10 protein-coding genes are annotated in these 18,283 nt (G+C 63.5%); 4 read left to right on the forward strand and 6 right to left on the reverse strand.

Going from position 1 to position 18,283, the window contains the following annotated elements; translation table 11 throughout:
* Positions 1-103: 103 nt before the first annotated feature.
* Positions 104-406 carry a hypothetical protein gene (locus tag AC13EK_RS07755; RefSeq protein ID WP_004209325.1) on the reverse strand — a complete coding sequence of 101 codons (303 nt, stop codon included), beginning with the start codon at positions 404-406 and terminating at the stop codon, positions 104-106.
* Positions 407-429: 23 nt separating this feature from the next.
* A complete protein-coding gene (locus tag AC13EK_RS07760) occupies positions 430-3,315 on the reverse strand; it encodes a M16 family metallopeptidase (RefSeq protein WP_277788333.1) in 2,886 nt (961 codons plus the stop codon).
* A 186-nt stretch (positions 3,316-3,501) separates the two neighbouring features.
* On the opposite strand from AC13EK_RS07760, the gene AC13EK_RS07765 reads away from it, so the two are divergent.
* The 3 genes from AC13EK_RS07765 (at position 3,502) to AC13EK_RS07775 (ending at position 8,572) form a co-directional block, all read left to right on the forward strand.
* A complete protein-coding gene (locus AC13EK_RS07765; protein ID WP_069338773.1) occupies positions 3,502-5,169 on the forward strand; it encodes a M28 family metallopeptidase in 1,668 nt (555 codons plus the stop codon).
* Positions 5,170-5,264: 95 nt separating this feature from the next.
* Positions 5,265-7,844, forward strand: coding sequence for an ATP-dependent chaperone ClpB (clpB, locus tag AC13EK_RS07770; RefSeq protein WP_069338772.1), 2,580 nt, complete (start codon positions 5,265-5,267; stop codon positions 7,842-7,844).
* The gene (locus AC13EK_RS07775; RefSeq protein ID WP_069338771.1) at positions 7,841-8,572 is read left to right on the forward strand and encodes a 2OG-Fe(II) oxygenase; all 732 of its coding nucleotides are present in this window, start codon (positions 7,841-7,843) and stop codon (positions 8,570-8,572) included. The genes clpB and AC13EK_RS07775 overlap by 4 nt, the downstream gene beginning before the upstream one ends.
* A gap of 116 nt (positions 8,573-8,688) precedes the next feature.
* On the opposite strand, the gene AC13EK_RS07780 is transcribed toward AC13EK_RS07775, so the two are convergent.
* From AC13EK_RS07780 to AC13EK_RS07790, 3 genes are all read right to left on the reverse strand, one after another.
* Positions 8,689-11,637 (reverse strand): TonB-dependent receptor plug domain-containing protein, encoded by a 2,949-nt coding sequence (locus AC13EK_RS07780; RefSeq protein ID WP_278984041.1) that lies wholly within the window; start codon positions 11,635-11,637, stop codon positions 8,689-8,691.
* 510 nt (positions 11,638-12,147) lie between these two features.
* On the reverse strand, positions 12,148-12,405 hold the full coding sequence (locus AC13EK_RS07785) for a hypothetical protein (protein ID WP_234792514.1): 258 nt from the start codon (positions 12,403-12,405) through the stop codon (positions 12,148-12,150).
* A 55-nt stretch (positions 12,406-12,460) separates the two neighbouring features.
* Positions 12,461-13,744, reverse strand: a complete 1,284-nt coding sequence (locus AC13EK_RS07790; protein WP_069338769.1) for an aspartyl/asparaginyl beta-hydroxylase domain-containing protein — start codon at positions 13,742-13,744, stop codon at positions 12,461-12,463.
* A gap of 88 nt (positions 13,745-13,832) precedes the next feature.
* Between AC13EK_RS07790 and AC13EK_RS07795 the strand changes: the two genes are divergently transcribed.
* Positions 13,833-14,867, forward strand: coding sequence for a hypothetical protein (locus AC13EK_RS07795; protein WP_069338768.1), 1,035 nt, complete (start codon positions 13,833-13,835; stop codon positions 14,865-14,867).
* A 165-nt stretch (positions 14,868-15,032) separates the two neighbouring features.
* Here AC13EK_RS07795 and AC13EK_RS07800 read toward each other — a convergent pair whose 3' ends face one another.
* Positions 15,033-18,041 carry a TonB-dependent receptor domain-containing protein gene (locus AC13EK_RS07800; protein WP_069338767.1) on the reverse strand — a complete coding sequence of 1,003 codons (3,009 nt, stop codon included), beginning with the start codon at positions 18,039-18,041 and terminating at the stop codon, positions 15,033-15,035.
* Positions 18,042-18,283: the final 242 nt, after the last annotated feature.

An 18,283-nucleotide genomic window follows, 5' to 3' on the forward strand; every position in this document is an offset into this window, starting at 1 on the left:
AACGCTTAGATAGCTAACTAATTTTATAGTGCAACGGGCCGGCCATGAATTTTTGGTAATGTCGGCTGCGGCCCGGCGTGAACCGGGCCGCAGCCGATCGGGATTATGCGCGACGCGTGCCGGTGAAGGGCGCAGCACCAAAGGCGCCGAGCTGCATCGTGCCGGTCAGGCTTTCGCCGGTGATTTCGGCTTCGCATTCCAGCGTCATCGGCATGGGGATGGTCATTTCCATCTTCCAGGTCAGCTTGTTGCCGGCGACCACGCCATCCTTGACGTCGAGCGAGCCCATCATGCCGGCAAAGGTGCCGTTGAAACGGTCGCCCGTGCTGATCACGGTGAACACGCCGGTCTGTTCGCCCAGCGGGGTCTTAGCCACGCAATCATAGGCACCATCCACTGCAGCCATCTCACTTCTCCTTTACGTTAGCGTCAATCAGCCAATGTGCCCATTTCCACCGGCAGGCCGACCGCGTCAAGCTGGGGCTTCACCAATTTCGCATCGCCGACCACGACCCAGATCAGCCGATCGGGGTTGATCGCCTCGCGCGCGGCCTGATCCATCTGCGCCGCGGTGATGGCGCGATAGGTTGCCGGCAGGGTGGCGTAATAATCGTCAGGCCGGCCGAGCAGATTGTTGCGCATCATCGCCGAGAGCAGGTCGGACGAGGTTTCGAAGCTGCCGGGCAGCGACAGGATCTGGCCGTTGATGGTCTGGTCGCGCTCCGCCTGAGTCGTGCCCTTGCTGGTCAGGAAATCCTTGATGTCCTGGCGCGCGGCGATGATCGATTCGCCGGTCTTGTCGGTCTGGACCGGGGCGTAGACCAGCAGCGGGATGGTTTCCTTGACGCCGGGCATGCCGGTGCCCGCGCCATAGGCCCAGCCCTTCGCTTCGCGCAGGTCCATGGTCAGGCGCGAGGTGGTGCTGCCGCCCAGCACCTCGTTCGCGGTGATGAGGGTGACCGGATTGTCGGTGCCCGACTTGTTGGTGAGCTGGCCGGCGAGGATCATCGACTGCGGGCTTTGCGGCTTGTCGATGAGGACGATGCGCGACGGGCGCATCATGCGGTCCATGCGGAACAGCTTGGCGCCCTTGGCAATGGCCGGCGCCTTCCAGTCGCCGAAGCGCTTTTCGAGCAGCGGCAGCAGTTCAGCGAGCGTCGTGTCGCCGGTGGCGAAGATGGTCGCATTGTCCGGGCGCATCCATGTGTCATGGAAGGCGACCAGATCGGCGCGCGTCACCGCTTTCACCCCGCTTTCGGTGCCCGAACCGGTGAAGGGAATGCCATAGGGATGGGCCTGGCCATAGAGCATCGGCGGCAGCATGCGCTGGGCGATGGCCATGGGCTGGGTCTTTTCCGCGGCGATGCGGGTCAGCATCTGGCTGCGCAACCGCTCCACTTCCTTGGGATCGAAGGCGGGATTGCGGATGATGTCGGCCAGCAGGCCGAGCGAGGCGTCGAGATTGGGCTTGAGCGCATAGAGGCCGACATTGGTGGCGTCCATGCTGTTGGCCGCGCTGATGCCGGCGCCCAGACGTTCCTGCTCCTCGGAAATCTGCACCGAGTTGCGGCTGGTGGTGCCTTCGTCGAGCAGGGCGGTGGTGAGCGCGGCGGTGCCGAGCTTCTGCCGGTTGTCGGCGGCATTGCCCGCGTCGAAGGCGACCGAGACCTTCACCACCGGCACGGTGGCGCGGCGCGAGAAGACGACCGACATGCCGTTGGAGAGCTTCGCGCGCTCGACCGGCGGGAAGACCAGATCCTTGACCGGCTCGATCGGCGGCTCGGCGACCTTGGTCGGCGGCGGCGGCGTGCCGGCCTTGGGCGCGGGGCGATTGGGATCGCGGAAATGGGCGGGATGCATGGTCGCGCTGCCCGAGGGCGCATTGCCGGCGAGCGCATTATCCTCGGCCGAGCGTTCGCCCGGCGACACGGTCAGGCGGAAGACCGGACGGCCCAGCCATTTGCGCGCGGCGGCCGAGACGCTGGCGGGCGTCGCGGCGGCATAGATGGCGAGATCCTTCTTATATTTGCCCGGATCGTCGGAATAGACCGCGCCTTCGGCTAGGGTCACCGCCTTGCCCGAGAAGCCGCCGACCTTTTCGAGGCCGCCGATCGTGCCGGAGAGCTGCTGGGTCGCGGCGCGCAGCACCTCGTCCGCGCTGGGGCCCTTGGCAAGATAGTCGGCGAGCAGCGCGTCGAGCCGCTTGCCCACGGCGACCGGATCCTGGCCCGGCTTCACGTCGACGGTGATCTCGACCATCGACAGCTTCTCGAACGGCTGGATGCTGGCCTTGACCGCGACCGCCACCTTCTCGTCGCGGACCAGGATATTGTCGAGGCGCGAGGAGCCGAGGCCGCCGAACACCGAGAGGGCAAGGTCAAGCTGCTGCAAATCGGGCGAATTGACGCCGGGGACGATCCAGTTGCGGTAGAGGCGGGTGGCAGCGACATTGTCGTGCATCACCTTTTCCACATCCTTGTCGAGCGTCGGCACGGTCGCGTCGACATCCTGCGGCGCGGGGCCGGAGGCAATGTTGCCGAACCATTTTTCGACCTTCGCCTTGGCGGTCGGCACATCGATGTCGCCGGCCAGCACCAGCGTGGCGTTGTTCGGGCCATAGTGGGTCTTGAACCAGCTCTGGACGTCGGCGAGGCTGGCCGCGTTCAGATCCGCCATCGAGCCGATGGTCGAGTGGCGATAGGGATGGCCTTCGGGCAGCATGCCGGCGAGCTGGGCATATTCCACCAGGCCATAGGGCTCATTCTCGCCCATGCGCTTTTCATTCTGGACGACGCCGCGCTGGGCATCCAGCTTGGTCTGGGTCACGGCGCCGAGCAGATGGCCCATGCGGTCGGATTCCAGGAACAGCGCGCGATCGAGCGCGCCGGTCGGCACCGTTTCGAAATAATTGGTGCGGTCGAACCAGGTCGTGCCGTTCCAGTCGGTCGCGCCGATATCTTCCAGACGGCCGAAGAAGGGACCGTCGGCATTTTCCGAGCCATAGAACATCAGATGTTCGAACAGATGGGCAAAGCCGGTCTTGCCGGCGGGCTCGAAGCGCGAACCGACATGGTACCAGACCGACACGGCGACGATCGGCGCCTTGCGATCGGTATGGACGATGACCCGCAGACCGTTCGCCAGGCGAAATTCCTGATAGGGGATGTCCACCGCCGAAACGAGGCTGGAGAGCGGCGCGGGCGCGGCGGCGGCAGCGGCCGGGGCGGCCCGCGCGGCGGAGCCAAGCGGCGCGAACGCAAGCGCGGACAGGCCGAGCATCAGGGGAAGCCGGCGGGACATGCGGGTAAGGATCATGAAGACCTCTAGGACAGGAGGGCAGTCGATGCGGCCGGGACGGACCCCGCCGCGATGGCGCGCAGCATAGCGGGGCGTGATAGCGGCGCAATACGCATGATATCGACAAGCGGAGGCTGGACAGCGACGGGGCGCAGCGGCAAGTCTGCACGCCATCATCCATAGAGACGGAAAGTCCCCGATCCCATGAAACGCCTGGCCCTGCTGGCCGCCACCGCCGCCCTTGTGCTGCCCGCCACCTTGCCCGCCCAGACCACTGCCCCAGCGGCATCGGACACCCCGACCTTTTCGGCCGCCGCGGTGCGCGCCCATGTCGAATTCCTGGCCGACGACCTGCTGAAGGGGCGCGACACCGGCAGCGAAGGGCATGAAATCGCTGCCCGCTATGTCGCCAGCCAGTTCGATGGCCTCGGCCTCAAGCCCGCCGGCGACAATGGAAGCTGGCTGCAGCGCATCGGCTTCCAGAAGACCGAGCGCGCCAAGACGCCGGGCACGCTGACCGTCACCGGTCCGGCCGGCGCCAAAAGCTTCACCCATGCCGGCGATGTCCTCATCGGCATGAACGCCGCCGAGCCCAAGCTGGACGTGTCGGCGCCGCTGGTGTTCGTGGGCTATGGCCTGGAGAATGCGCGGCTCGGCCTCAACGACTATGCCGGGCTGGACGTGAAGGGGAAGATCGTCGTCACCCTGCGCGGCTATCCCAAGGGGCTGCCGAGCGAGGAAGGCGCGCATCTGTCCGCCACCAAGGGCAAGATCGCCGAGGCGCATGGCGCGATCGGCATGCTCTCGATCGGCACCCTCCAGTCGATGAAGGCCCGCCCCTGGAACCGCATGGTCCAGTTCGCCGATGAGCCCGACTTCACCTGGGTCTCGCCCGAGGGCGTGCCGTTCGACGCCGCCCCCGGCATCCGGGTCGGCGCCAGCCTGGACGATGCCGCGGCGCAGGCGGTGTTCACCGGCGCACCGACCAGCATCGCCGCGATCCGCAAGCAAGCCGACAAGGCCGGCGGCAAGCCCAAGGGCTTTGCGCTCAAGTCGACTGCCCAGATCCAGGTCGAAAGCGTCAGCGAGCGGGTGACCAGCCCCAATGTCGTCGCCATCCTGCCCGGCAGCGACCCCAAGCTGAAAGACGAATATGTCGTCCTGTCGGCGCATCTCGACCATATCGGCATCAGCCCGGCAAAGCCCGGCGACAAGCCCGACACCGACCGCATCAACAATGGCGCGCTGGACAATGGCGCCGGCATCGCGACCATGCTGGAAGTGGCGCGTGCCATGGCCCAGTCGCCCAACAAGCCGCGCCGCTCGATCGTCTTCCTGGCCTCCACCGGCGAGGAGAAGGGGTTGCTGGGCGCGGACTATTATGCCCGCCATCCCACCGTGCCGGGCAAGCAGATCGTCGGCAATGTCGACCTGGACATGCCGCTGCTGCTCTATCCCTTCACCGATGTGATCGCGTTCGGCGCCGACCATTCGACGCTGGGGCCGATCGTCGCCAAGGCGGTTGCGCCGATGGGGATCAAGCTGGCCGCCGACCCGATGCCGCAGGAAACCATTTTCGTGCGGTCGGACCATTATATGTTCGTGAAACAGGGCGTGCCCGCCGTCTTCCTGGCGACCGGCTATGCCAATGGCGGCGAGAAGGCATGGGGCGAATTTCTGAGCGGCGCCTATCACCATCCCGGTGACGACATGACGCAGAAGATCGATTGGGATGCGGGCGCCCGCTTTGCCGAGGCCAATTACCGCATTGCCCGGGTTATGACCGATAGCGACACCCCGCCGCAATGGTATAAGGCGGACTTCTTCGGCGACCTGTTCGCACCGGAAGCGGCCAAGGCACCCAAGCAGTGAGATAAATAGGCAAGGGGCGCGGATTTTTTGCCCGCGCCCCTTGTGTGTCATTTTTGCAACATTACATCGCCAGCAATGCCTTGAAGGGGATGCTAATGAACCTCGAAAAATTCACCGACCGCGCCAAGGGTTTCCTCCAGTCGGCGCAGACCGTTGCGATCCGCATGAACCATCAGCGGATCAGCCCCGAACATCTGTTGAAGGCGCTGCTGGAAGATGAGCAGGGCATGGCGTCCGGCCTGATCAAGGCGGCGGGCGGCGATGCCGCGACCGCGCTGCGCGAGACCGATGCCGCGCTGGCCAGGGTGCCGGCCGTGTCGGGCAGCGGCGCGCAGCAGACGCCGGGCCTGGACAATGATGCCGTGCGCATACTCGATTCCGCCGAGCAGGTGGCGCAGAAGGCGGGCGACAGCTTCGTCACCGTCGAACGGCTGCTGCTGGCGCTGACGCTGGCGACGACCACGGCGGCGGGCAAGGCTTTGGCGACCGCCGGCGTGCGCGCCGAGGCGCTGAACGGCGCGATCAACCAGCTGCGCGGTGGCCGCACCGCCGATACTGCGGGCGCGGAAGACCGTTATGATGCGCTCAAGAAATTCGCCCGCGACCTGACCGAGGCGGCCAAGGCCGGCAAGCTCGATCCGGTGATCGGCCGCGACGAGGAAATTCGCCGCACCATCCAGATCCTGGCGCGCCGCACCAAGAACAACCCCGTGCTGATCGGCGAGCCGGGCGTCGGCAAGACCGCGATCGCCGAAGGGCTGGCGCTGCGCATCGCCCATGGCGACGTGCCCGATACGCTGAAGGACCGCACCTTGATGGCGCTCGACATGGGCAGCCTGATCGCCGGCGCCAAATATCGCGGCGAATTCGAGGAGCGGCTGAAGGGCGTGCTCGACGAAGTGAAGGGGGCCGAGGGCAACATCATCCTGTTCATCGACGAGATGCATACGCTGATCGGCGCCGGCAAATCCGAAGGCGCGATGGATGCCGGCAACCTGCTGAAGCCGGCGCTGGCACGCGGCGAGCTGCATTGCATCGGCGCCACCACGCTCGACGAATATCGCAAATATGTCGAGAAGGACCCGGCTTTGCAGCGGCGGTTCCAGCCGGTGTTCGTCGGCGAGCCGACGGTCGAGGACACGATTTCGATCCTGCGCGGCATCAAGGACAAATATGAGGCGCATCATGGCGTGCGCATCGCCGACGGCGCGATCGTGGCGGCGGCGACCCTGTCCAACCGCTATATCACCGACCGTTTCCTGCCCGACAAGGCGATCGACCTGATGGACGAGGCCGCGAGCCGCATCCGCATGGAGGTGGAGAGCAAGCCCGAGGAAATCGAGAATCTCGACCGCCGGATCATGCAGCTGCAGATCGAGCGCGAGGCGCTGAAGAAGGAAAGCGACCAGGCGTCGAAGGACCGGCTGGCCAATCTGGAGACCGACCTCGCCAATCTGGAGCAGCAGTCGGCCGAGCTGACCACGCGCTGGCAGGCGGAGAAGGACAAGATCGCGAGCGAAGCCAAGCTGAAGGAACAGCTCGACGCGGCGCGCCTCCAGCTGGAGCAGGCCCAGCGCAGCGGCGACTATGGCAAGGCCGGCGAGCTGCAATATGGCACCATCCCGCAGCTGGAAAAGCAGCTGGCCGAGGCCCAGGGCGCGTCCAAGGGCGCGATGCTGCGCGAGGAAGTGACGGCCGAGGATATTGCCAGCGTCGTGTCGCGCTGGACCGGTATTCCGGTCGACCGGATGATGGAAGGCGAGCGCGAAAAGCTGCTGGCGATGGAAGCCGAACTGGGCAAGCGGGTGATCGGCCAGGCCGATGCCGTGCGCGCGGTGGCGACCGCCGTGCGCCGCAGCCGGGCGGGTCTGCAGGATCCGAACCGGCCGCTCGGCAGCTTCCTGTTCCTTGGCCCCACGGGCGTCGGCAAGACCGAGCTGACCAAGGCGCTGGCCGGATTCCTGTTCGACGACGAGAGCGCGATGGTGCGCATCGACATGAGCGAGTTCATGGAGAAGCACAGCGTCGCCCGGCTGATCGGCGCGCCTCCGGGCTATGTCGGCTATGAGGAAGGTGGCGTGCTGACCGAGGCGGTGCGGCGCCGGCCCTATCAGGTCGTGCTGTTCGACGAGGTCGAGAAGGCGCATGGCGACGTGTTCAACGTGCTGCTGCAGGTGCTGGACGATGGCCGCCTGACCGATGGCCAGGGCCGCACCGTCGACTTCACCAACACGATCATCGTGCTGACGTCGAACCTGGGCAGCCAATATATCGCCGCCCAGCCCGACGACGAGCCGGTCGAGAAGGTCGAGGACCAGGTGATGGAGATGGTACGCAGCCATTTCCGCCCCGAATTCCTCAACCGCCTGGACGAGATCATCCTGTTCCACCGTTTGGGGGCCGGCCATATGGCGCCGATCGTCGATATCCAGGTGGCGCGGGTGCAGAAGCTGCTGAAGGATCGCAAGGTGGTGCTGAACCTGACCGATGGCGCGCGCGCCTGGCTGGGCCGGGTCGGCTATGATCCGGTCTATGGCGCGCGGCCATTGAAGCGGGCGGTGCAGCGTTACCTGCAGGATCCGCTGGCCGACCTGATCCTGCGCGGCGAGGTGCCGGACGGATCGACGGTGACGGTGGAAGATGGCGACGGCGCACTGAAGCTCAGCGTCGCATGACGACAAAGGTGGCGGATTTCGCGCTGGCCGATGGGATCGACATCGACCGGCTGCGATCCGACTATCAACGCGACGGGCATGTCCGCATCGGTCCCTTCCTGACCGATGCGGCGGCCCGCGCGCTGGCCACGCATCTGGACGCGCGCGAGGATTGGCGGATCGTCCTCAATTCGGACGAGAAACTGTTCGAGATCGATCGCCCAACGGCGCAGTCGATGACGCCGCAGCAATGGGGCGCCCTGAACCAGGCGGTGCATGAAGCGGCACGCCATGGCTTCCAGTTCCGCTATGGCAGCATTCGCGTGCCCGACGAGGAGCAGGCGCGCCGGCAGTCGCCGCATCTGCTCGACGCCTTCGTTCGCTTCATGGCCGGGCCGGAGGTGCTGGCGCTGGTCCGGGCGATCACGGGCGGCGAGGCGATCGGCTTCGCCGACGGTCAGGCGACCCGCTATGTCAGCGGCGATTTCCTGACCGGCCATGATGATGGAGTAGCCGGCAAGAACCGACACGCCGCCTATGTCTTCGGCCTGACCGAGGGATGGCGGACCGAATGGGGCGGCTTGCTGATGTTCCATGGTGCCGATGGCGGCTTTTCCGGCCGGGTTCCGGCGTTCAACAGGCTCGATCTGTTCCGCGTGCCGCAATTGCATAGCGTCAGCTATGTCGCGCCTTCCGCTGGCGCAGCCCGGACGTCGGTGACCGGCTGGTTCCGGTCGGCGATGGGGTGAAGACGGCGACGGCGCACGGAGACCCAGTGTCGGCTAAGTCAGGCGCGCCGCGCGCCAGTTGGTCCTGAAAGGAGGGCGGCCCCGCAAGGGAGGGCCGCCCTTTTATATTATCTGGCTTAGAAGCTTGCCTTCGCGCCGATGCGGAAGGAGCGGCCCAGGATCGCCGACTCGCCAACCACCGGGTTGTAGAGATAGGCCCCATAGGTGGTCGCATCGATCGGCGGCTTGTTGTTGAAGACGTTCATGACATTGGCATAAAGCTCGAACTGGTCGTTGACCTTGATCGTGCCCGTCATGTCGACGCTGATGAACGACTTCACACGGCAGCCCTGATAGGCGTCACCATTATAGTTGGTCGGCACCAGGCTGCAGTCGCCGGCGGTACCGCCCTGATCCTCGGCCGAATAATTATAGCCATCGGTATAATAAGCGGTGGCGCTGATCGAACCCCGGCCGAAGTCCAGCGTATTTTGCCAGCTGCCACGCCACTGCTGCGTGCCCGAACCGGCCGTCAGGTTGAAGTTGCCGAGCGTGTCGACATAATGTTCAACCGTCCCGTCGGGATATTCGGTGTTCAGCTTGATGACATAGGTCGCATCGATCGAGGTCGAGAAGGTGATGTTGTCGCTCAGGCGGAACTTGCCCATCGCGTTGAAATCGATACCCGACGTCTTGATCGTGTTGGCGTTGATGAAGCTACCCTGCACGAAGGCGATGCGGCGCTGCGAACCGGTATGTTCCTGATCGACTTCATCCGGGATCACCGTCACGCCATCATAGGAGGTTTCCCCGGTGGCGTAATAGTTGGCGATCGCGTTCGAGAAGTTCACCGAGGTGATCGCGCCGGTCTTCTTGATATTATAATAGTCGACGCTGAACGACACATTGTTGAGCGGCTGGAAGGTCGCACCAAGCGTGATGTTGCGCGACTTTTCCGCCTTCAGGTCCGGATTGCCCACCGTCGTCTGACCGATCGAATAGTTGGTCAGATAGGTGTTGGGACCGGTGCCAGCCGCGTTCAGATGCTGGTCGATGAATTCCTGCGGCATCGAACCGATCGACTGGGTGACATAGCCGGTGGTCGGCAGAGCGCCCATTTCCGCGAAGCTGGGGATACGGAAGCCCTTCGAGAAGGTGCCACGGAACATCAGTTCGCGGATCGGCTTGAACTTCGCGCCGAACTTGGGCGAGAAATTCTCCTGCCCGGTCGAATAGCGATCATAGCGTCCCGCCGCAGTCAGTTCGAGCTGCTCGACGATCGGTGCGCTCAGTTCGAAATAGGCGGATTCGACGTCGCGATGGCCCTTGGCGCCGAAGGCGTTCAGGCGGAAATAGCGCTCGGTCTGACCGTCATAGTCGGGGTTGCCGCTGGGATTGTTGAGCGATTCATAGCGGGCGGCGACGCCAACCGCGACCTGCAGCGGACCACCCGGCAGGTCGAACACTTCCTTCGAAATGCTGGCCTGGCCCTGATAAAGCTGGGTCTTGCTGTGGTTGATCTGGGTCGGGGTCAGATAGTCGAGCGTCTCCTGCGAGGTCGCCGACGGGTTCATGAAATTATACGAACCGTCCGCGATCACATCGAGCAGATGCTGGATATAGACATAGCCCTTGGCCGTGGTCTTGAGCTTCGAGACCATGGCGGTGCCGTCGACCTGATAATGCCAGTCGTCGCCGAAATCGCCCTTGATGCCGGCGGCAGCGCGGAAGACCTGGCTGACCGATTCATTATATTCGGTGCTGGTCGGCAGGCGGCCGATGATGGCGGCTTCCTGGCCTTGGGCGGCATAGGGGTTGTTCGGGTTCAGCGTGCCGTTACTAGCGTCGCAGCTGGCGGTGCCGCGGGCGCAGACATAGACGGGCAGACGCAGCAGGCCCGCACCGGTCGAGGTCGAATAGGCCGAATAGTCGATGCCGGCCGGCGCATTGGCGCGGATGATCGAGGCAAGGCCGGTATAGGAGGACTTGCTGTTCTCATAGTTGAGTTCGAGATAGGCTTCACCGCTGTCGCCGACGATCTTGGTGAAGCGACCCGAAATGCCCCAGCGCTGCTGTTCCGGCAGAACCTGGCTGTAATCGTGGGTGATGTCCTGCTGGCAGACGGTATGCGGTGCGGTCTTGTTGGCCGCATATTCGTCGTCGGTCAGCGTGTAGGGATTGAGGCTGCCGCAGCCGGCTGCGGCATTGAGCAGCTCGTAGCGGCCAGTGCCCGCGCCAGTGGCGGCATCATACGGACGGGCCATGAAGACATTGGTCGCGGTCGACAGGCCGGTGAAGCCGATGCTGGGATCGACGCCATTGGCCATGTTGTTGGGACCGCAGACGCCGTCATGGCAGATGCCGGACAGATCGTCGCTGTTATAGGGATAGCCCAGGTCCTTGTTATAGACCGCCTTGCTCTTGAGATAATGGGCGCTGACATAGGCGTTGAAGCCCTGTTCGGCGAGGTCGCCATAGCCATAGGTGGCCGACAGGCGCTGGTTGGCGCCATAGCCCTTTTCAGCGACGCCCGCTTCGGCCTGAAGGTGCAGGCCCTTCACTTCGCGCTTGGTGATGATGTTGACCACGCCGGCCACCGCATCGGCGCCATAGGTGGCGGACGCGCCGTCCTTCACCACTTCGACCCGGTCGACGATGGCGTCGGGGATGGTGTTGAGGTCGACGAAGTTGCGCGTGCCGTCATCGGCCAGCGGATAATAGGCGGCGCGCAGGCCGTCGAACAGCACAAGCGTCGAGGAGGTCGACAGGCCGCGCAGCGAGACCGCCGAGGCACCACCGGCGAAGGCGCCGTTGGCCGAGAAACCGTTGGTCAGCGCCGGACCGTTATTGGCCGACAGATTCTGGATGCCCTGCTGCACCGTGGTGATGCCGCGGATCGCCAGATCTTCCGACGACACGGTGGTGATCGGCGAGATCGTTTCCTTGTCGATGCGGCGCAACAGCGAGCCGGTCACGACGATCGTGTCGTTCGCGCCATCATCGGCCTGGGGGGTGGCATCCTGAGCATGGAGGGGCGCCTGGAACAGCGCGGTGGCGAGAATGACGGGCGCGACTCCGGCCCGCAAGAATGCGGCAATCGATGCGTTCTTCAAATTTCCAGTCCCTTATCTGGAGCGGCAGATTGGTCTGCCTGCTGTGACCAGTGCGACCCTGCGGAACCACAAGGCGGGGCATGGGTGCGCCCCATGGAACCGGCTGTAAACCCGGTTGCGTTACGAAACGTTACGATTTTTACAAATGTGCAACATTCCAGCAACACCATTACGGTGTTGAAACTAAATCATATTCCTCTGAATCTGTCCGTCACCGACGGTCGAAAAGCGCGCAATTATCGGTATTTTTGCGCAACGGGACTGGCGAGAGAAGACACGCCCTTCGCGCGCTTGCGTAATTATATTACAGGAATCGATCGTTAAAATTTCGCACATGGACTGGGTCGAAAAAGATCAAATCACGCGCATGCGTGACCAGATAAAATGACTGCGCACATGAAAATGGGGGCGCGCGCCCATAGCGCCCGCCCCCGTCAATTCGGTACATATTGTTCCTATCGCCCATATGGGCGACGCGCAGATTCAACCGTTCGGATTCATGCCGGCGCGGCTGCGCGTAATCAGATCATCGGCATCGCGATTCTGCTGTTCACTGATGGCGCGCCATTCTGCGTTCGTCTTGCAGACGCGCTCCTTCTTCACCAGCGAACCCGTTATCGGGAAGCTGCGGCAGCGCGTTGCATTAGGATCATTGCGGTCGAGCTTGGGCTTGTCTTCAGCGAGGGCGGGATAGGCCATCGCGAACAGGCCGGTCACGACCAAGGCTTTGACGATACGCATCTTATATCTCCCAGATGACAGGCGATCCGGCGCAATGGCCGTCGCGTCCAATATCTTAAACCCCGGCCTCCAGAGCATCCTGCGCCCTGCTGGCATCAGCTGTGGCATAGAATTGCTTCAAGAGTTGCTGCTCGGCAAGTGACAAATGCGGATTCCACACGTCGAAGATCAGGACGACACGAAGATGATCGCTGTCATTCCAGGCTTCATGTTCGATCGTGTCGTCAAAGGCAAAGGCCTGTCCTTCCTGCCAGGCACGGGTTTCACCGCCGACGCGGAAGAAACAACCCGGCGGAACAATGAGCGGCAAATGGATGATCGCCCGCGTATTGGTAACCCCAGTGTGGGCCGGAATACGGCTGCGAGGCTTGAGCAGCGAGAAAAAGGCGGATGGCGCTCGGCCGGGGATGTCGGCCCGCGGCAATGCTTCCAGCGCCGCCACGGTCTGGGGACAGGCATCGCAGACGGCTTCGTTGCGCACGCCATATTCCCATAGGAAAGCCGCCCCCCAATCGAGCGAGCCATCGAGCGCCGTCCATTTATTTTCGGGCGTGCCCGGATCCTGACGAACATAGGGACGCACATTGCCGCCCTGCTGTTCGATCAGGCCCAGAAATTCGGCCCGGATGACGTCGGTCTTCGCTTCCAGTTCCGCCATCCAGGGGAAATGGTCGGGCTCGAAATATTCATCGGCCGGCAGGAAGGGGTAATGGAGCCCGGAACACTGGTTCTGGTAGAGCGGACGCCGCCCGAATTCATGATCGAGACAGGCCTGGAAGCGGCGCTGGCTCCGCACATCCGCATCCGCCAGCAGCGGCGCGACACCATCTTCCACGAAGCTTGCCAACCGCGCCTGATGATTGGTGACGAAGCCACGCGCTTCGGCCAACGTGTCGACCAGTTGCGGCGGCAAATCGCCCATGCCGGACGACATCGCCAGCACCTTGCTCCAGCTATCGGCGGCAGCCTGGACTTCGCCCAGACGCTGCTGCAATTGGGCCAGGCGCATCTGCGCCATGAAATTACGCTGATCGATGTCGATCGCGCGTTGCAGAGCGGCCCTCTCACCCTCGACATCGCCCAGTCCTCGCTGTGCGGCTGCCACATTCATCCACAGGGCGGGTTCACTGCCATCACTCTGGGTGGCGCCCAGAAAATGGCTGCGGGCAGCACCAAAATCGCCGACTTCCAGTGCCATCATGCCCAGCATGTTGAGCGCCTGAGGCTCGCCGGGCTGGAGCGCAAGAACATGCGCAAGCACAGCCCGCACCTCGTCATGGTGGCCGGTGCGGCGGGCTTCGGCCGCCTGTTGCAAAAATCGTCCGATCTGCTGGTTCATCCCATCCTGCTATCATATGCGACGGCCCAAACAAGACGGCTGCCTGCGGCCTTGCTCCCCGCCCCCATGCCGTGCGAAGGCTGGGTCAATGAGCGCTTCCTCGACCCAGCCCCTGACCATGTTAATGGCGGATGCCCGCTGGCTGGCCCACCGCTATGATCCGGGCCATGATGCCTTTCAGTTTCTACAGGTATCGCGCGCGCGCCACGCCGATGTGCCGTTCCTGACAGACGAATATATCGCTCAGGGCGTCGAGCCGATCGTGGTCCGACGCGAGGAAGCCGTGAGCGCCGCACCGCCGCCCGCGCCGGTGCATTTCATCTTCCATTCGGCCTATTGCTGTTCGACCTTGCTGGCCGCCGCCTTCGACCGTCCCGGCGTCGCCATGGGCCTCAAGGAACCCGTGCTGCTGAACGACATTGTCGGCTGGCGCCATCGCGGCGCGAAGGGACCGGAGGCTGCCCGCGCGCTGGATCATGGCCTGCGACTGCTCGCCCGCCCCTTCACAGCCGGCGAAGCGGTGGTGGTGAAGCCGTCCAATCTGATCAACCCTTTGATCCCCGGCATCATGGCGCTGCGCCCCACGGCCCGTGCGTTGCTGCTCCATGCGCCGCTGGATGCCTATCTGGCGTCGATCGCCCGCAAGGGCATGTGGGGCCGGTTGTGGGTGCGCGACCTGTTCGGCAAGCTGCTGCGCGAGGGCATGGTCAATCTGGGTATCGCCCCGTCCGATTATCTGGGGCTGACCGATATCCAGATTGCGGCGCTGGGCTGGCTGGCACAGCAGGCCCAGTTCCAGGCGCTGACCGGGCAATTGGGCGAACGCGTCCTGACCCTGAACAGTGAAATATTGATCGCGCATCCGGCCGAGAGCCTGACCGTTCTGGCCCGCCATTTCGATATCGCGCTGAGCGACGCGGACATTGCCGCCATCGTTGCCGGGCCGATATTCGGCCGGGATTCCAAGACCGGCGCCAATTTCGGCCAGGGCCAGCGCGAACGCGCCGCCCAGGATGGCAAAACGCTGCATGCCGAGGAGGTAGAGAAGGTCGGCGAATGGGCCGGCCTGATCGCCCGCAACAATGGCATCGCCATGGACCTGCCCCGCTCGCTTTTGGGCTGAGGCGCCTATCCCGCCCGCGGGCGGGACAATAGCCAATCGACGGAAGACCGAGCGCTGCACGCAGTGGCGCGGCATCGCATGTCCGGCGCAGGCGCTGAGGACGGCATGAAAAAAGGGCCGGCTTTGCAGCCGGCCCTCCTTTTTTCATTCGGCGTTGCGCTTCGATTAGAAGCGGAACTTGGCCGAAACAGCGTAGCGACGGCCCAGCGGGTCGTAGGTCGACGGATAGACGTTGCCGCTGTTGAAGCTGGTCGAACCGATCGAGTTGCCAACCACGGTCGGCTTGTTGTCGAACAGGTTCTGCACGGTCAGCGTGAAGGTGATTTCGTCCGAGGCGTGGAAACGGCCGGTCAGATCGAAATAATGTTCAGCCGGGATACGGTTGAAATCGACCTGCTTACCGTTGAGTTCGCCAACGAACGCATCGCCATCCTCATACTTCACACCGTCGATGTAGCGCCACAGCAGCGAAACATCGGCCATGCCGAAGGACAGGGTGTTACGAACCGACCACTGGAATTCCGGCTGGATCGAACCGCTGTAACCGCAGTTGACCGAGTAGAGGCCGACGCAGTCGCGGTTGACCGAAGTCGGCGTCGCCTGGAACTTCGAGCTGTTGGTCCAGTTGCCGTTGGCATTCATCGACCACTTGGCGAAACCGATGTCCTTCGAATAGTTGATCGAGACATCGATACCGTCGGTCTTGAGCTTACCCAGGTTCGACAGCGGCTGGTACAGACCGCCAACGACGGCAGCTTCACCATAAAGACCACCGGTCGACGGATCGCGACGGATGACCGTGCAAGCCGAGCTCGAAGCGCTGGCGGCAGTGATGTTGTCGAAGCAAGCATTGATAACATCGTCCGGGGTCGGCGTGGTGATCGCACCCGTGATCTTGATGTTATAATAGTCGACGGTGATCGCCAGACCCGGGAGGGCCGAAGGCTGCAGCACCAGACCCAGGGTATAGCTGTTCGACTTTTCCGGACCCAGGGCGAGGTTGCCACCGGTGGTGGTGTTCACCTGGCCAGCCGGATCGTTGATGATCGAACCAAGCTGCGAGGCCAGAGCACCCTGAGCGACGCAGATCGCGGCCAGATTGGCATTCTGGGTCGGCGCAGCGCCGGCGCAGGGATCGGAAGCCAGGTTGGTCAGGACGGTGTTCAGCGGCGAGAAAAGCTCCGAAATGTTCGGGGCACGAACGGCATGCGAATAGTTGCCGCGCAGCTTCAGACCGTTGATCGGGGTCCAGTTCAGACCGGCCTTCCAGGTGGTGGTGTTGTAGCCAGCACCGCCCTGAACGCTGTAGTCCGAATAGCGGATGCCCGCTTCGGCGGTCAGGTCTTCAAAGAAGGGCTTGTCCTGAACCAGCGGCAGGATGAGTTCGCCATAGGCTTCGTAGACGTCATAGCCGCCGTCCACGTTGGGAGCCGCACCACCGGCGCCGCCCAGGTCACCCGACTGCGACAGCAGATCGGATTCGCGCGAGGCGGTGTACTTGCGATATTCGCCACCGACCGCGAAGGCCACGGCGTCGGCCGCGAACGGCACAGCGACGCCGAAGTCGCCGCTGACCACGCCCTTGACCTGCGCCAGCGAGGTCTTGGTCGCGACCTGGCTGTTGGCAGTCAGATAGTTGTTCATCGCATCGGTGATCGAGCCGTCGGCGCCGAACACGTTGAGCGGGACGCAACCATTGGTGTCGGTCAGGCAGGTGGCGGTGTTGGTCGCCAGCAGCGCCTGACGCACGCGCGAGGTCAGCCAGTAGCCCTGCTGGGTCTGGATCTGCTCGCTCTCACCATAGGAGCCCGACAGATCCCAGCTGATCGAGTCGGTGATGCCGCCACGCGCGCCGACCTTGTAGTCGAAGAAGGTGGTGGTGAAGTCGGAGACACGCGGCCCCAGTTCGGTCGCACGACGCGACAGGGTCGTCGTGACGGTACGATAGTTGGGATCGTTCGGATCGGTCGCAACAGCGGCTGCGTCACACTGAGCCTGAGTGAAACGGGCCGTGTAGCCGACGCCGGGGTTGGTGTCGAAAGCGCAGAAAGCGTTACGCTGAGCAGCCGTCAGATAGGGGTTGCTGAGCGGAACAGCGACCGAAATGCCGAAGGCACCCGACGGCGCGATGATCGTGCTGACGGTGTTCTTCGAGAAGACGCCACGGGCGTAGACTTCGACCGCATCGCTGACTTCATAACGGCCAGCGCCGTACATGTTGAAGCGCTTAAAGGGCGTCTGGAAGATGTTGTAGGGGTTGAAGTTATAGGCGTCGAACGCCGAGGTCGGGCGGAACGCACCGCCGGCCGCCGTCACCTGACGGTTGCCCTGAACAGCGTTACAGGCGACCTGATCGGCGGCGCCGCAACCCGTGGTGATCGAGTCGGCGCCGGTCACGTTCACGTTGGTGAAGCGTGACGGGGTCGAGGTGCCCGAACCGCCATTTGCACCGGTGAAGGAATCGATCGAAACCTGCGAGAAGGAACGGTCGCCCTGATAGACGGGGTCAGCCTGCTGATAGCCGACCGAGAAGACCACGTTGCCGCGGCCGTCGTCGAAGTTGGCGCCCAGGGTCACGTCGGCACGGAAATAGTTGCCGTCGCCCTGTTCGGTCAGCTGGTTCGAAACATTGGCTTCGAGACCCGAGAAGTCCGACTTGGTGATGAAGTTCACCACGCCCGAGATGGCGTCGGCGCCGTAGGTGGTCGATGCACCACCGGTCAGCACTTCGACGCGCTCGACGAGAGCGAGCGGAATGTTGTTAAGGTCGAACTGGCCAGCGAGGCCCGAGGGAGCCAGACGCGAACCGTCGATCAGAACGATGTTACGGAACGAGCCGAGGCCGCGAAGGTCGACCAGCGACGCACCGCCGTTGCCGTTGTTGACGGCCGAACCGATGCTGGGGACGACGCCCGGAATTTCGCGCAGAATTTCTTCGGCGGTGTTGTTCTGCTTCAGTTCGATCTGGTCCGACGTGGTCGCGGTGACCGGAGTCGAGCGTTCCAGGTTCGGGTTCTTGATGAGCGAGCCGGTAACGACGATGGTGTCGGTGGCTTCAGCTTCGGCGCCCTGCGGCGCTTCCTGCGCGAACGCGGCAGTCGCGATCAGCGACGCACCGAGAATCGCCGGAGCGGCGCTGGCACGCAGCAGTGCCCTCTTCGAAAATGTCTTCACGTTTCCAGTCCCTTGCTCTGGAGTTGGGCAGTCACCTGCCTTCATATGCACCTACAAGGGGATATGGTGCCCGACAGCGATCCCCCCGTATGGATTGCGGGAACCTGCGCGGTGGGAAAGCCGCTGTAAAGCGCGGGAAATCGCGCCTTGCTGCTTTTGAACGGGCCTGTATCAAAAATGCAACAAGACGAAACATGTGGAATTTTACGGTCGCAAAGCAAGATAATTTCAAGGTCGCAACA

This window comes from Sphingobium sp. L-44 (assembly GCF_056859495.1).

Excerpts from the sequence above, each read along its gene's own strand:
- AC13EK_RS07755 (WP_004209325.1), bottom strand. The coding sequence starts at position 406 with ATGGCTGCAGTGGATGGTGCCTATGATTGCGTGGCTAAGACCCCGCTG.
- AC13EK_RS07760 (WP_277788333.1), bottom strand. The coding sequence starts at position 3,315 with ATGATCCTTACCCGCATGTCCCGCCGGCTTCCCCTGATGCTCGGCCTG.
- AC13EK_RS07765 (WP_069338773.1), top strand. The coding sequence starts at position 3,502 with ATGAAACGCCTGGCCCTGCTGGCCGCCACCGCCGCCCTTGTGCTGCCC.
- clpB (WP_069338772.1), top strand. The coding sequence starts at position 5,265 with ATGAACCTCGAAAAATTCACCGACCGCGCCAAGGGTTTCCTCCAGTCG.
- AC13EK_RS07775 (WP_069338771.1), top strand. The coding sequence starts at position 7,841 with ATGACGACAAAGGTGGCGGATTTCGCGCTGGCCGATGGGATCGACATC.
- AC13EK_RS07785 (WP_234792514.1), bottom strand. The coding sequence starts at position 12,405 with ATGCGTATCGTCAAAGCCTTGGTCGTGACCGGCCTGTTCGCGATGGCC.
- AC13EK_RS07790 (WP_069338769.1), bottom strand. The coding sequence starts at position 13,744 with ATGAACCAGCAGATCGGACGATTTTTGCAACAGGCGGCCGAAGCCCGC.
- AC13EK_RS07795 (WP_069338768.1), top strand. The coding sequence starts at position 13,833 with ATGAGCGCTTCCTCGACCCAGCCCCTGACCATGTTAATGGCGGATGCC.